Origin of the sequence: Rhizobium ecuadorense, assembly GCF_001187535.1 — a bacterium.
Lineage (GTDB): Bacteria > Pseudomonadota > Alphaproteobacteria > Rhizobiales > Rhizobiaceae > Rhizobium > Rhizobium ecuadorense.
Genome location: NZ_LFIO01000496.1, coordinates 1 through 210, shown reverse-complemented (window position 1 = coordinate 210; position 210 = coordinate 1). Strand labels below are relative to the sequence as shown.

1 protein-coding gene is annotated in these 210 nt (G+C 56.7%); it reads left to right on the top strand.

Annotated features, from left to right (window positions below; genetic code table 11):
* The coding region (locus tag AF337_RS40180) for a fumarylacetoacetate hydrolase family protein (RefSeq protein WP_193393602.1) at positions 1-181 on the top strand (181 nt) is incomplete at its 5' end.
* Positions 182-210 lie beyond the last annotated feature (29 nt).

Sequence of the window (210 nt, the reverse complement as noted above, 5' to 3'; positions counted from 1 at the left end):
CGTCTACTCAGTTGCTGACATCGTTGCTTACTTGAGTCGCTTCATGACGCTGCTGGCCGGCGATGTGATCATGACCGGTACGCCTGCAGGTGTCGGTCCGATCGTTCCCGGCGACGATCTTGAGGTGGAAATCCCCGGTATCGGTGTTTTGAAGAATCCCGTGGTTCCTGCGCCGCATTAAGTAGTCACGAGCGGCGCTTCTTGGCAAAC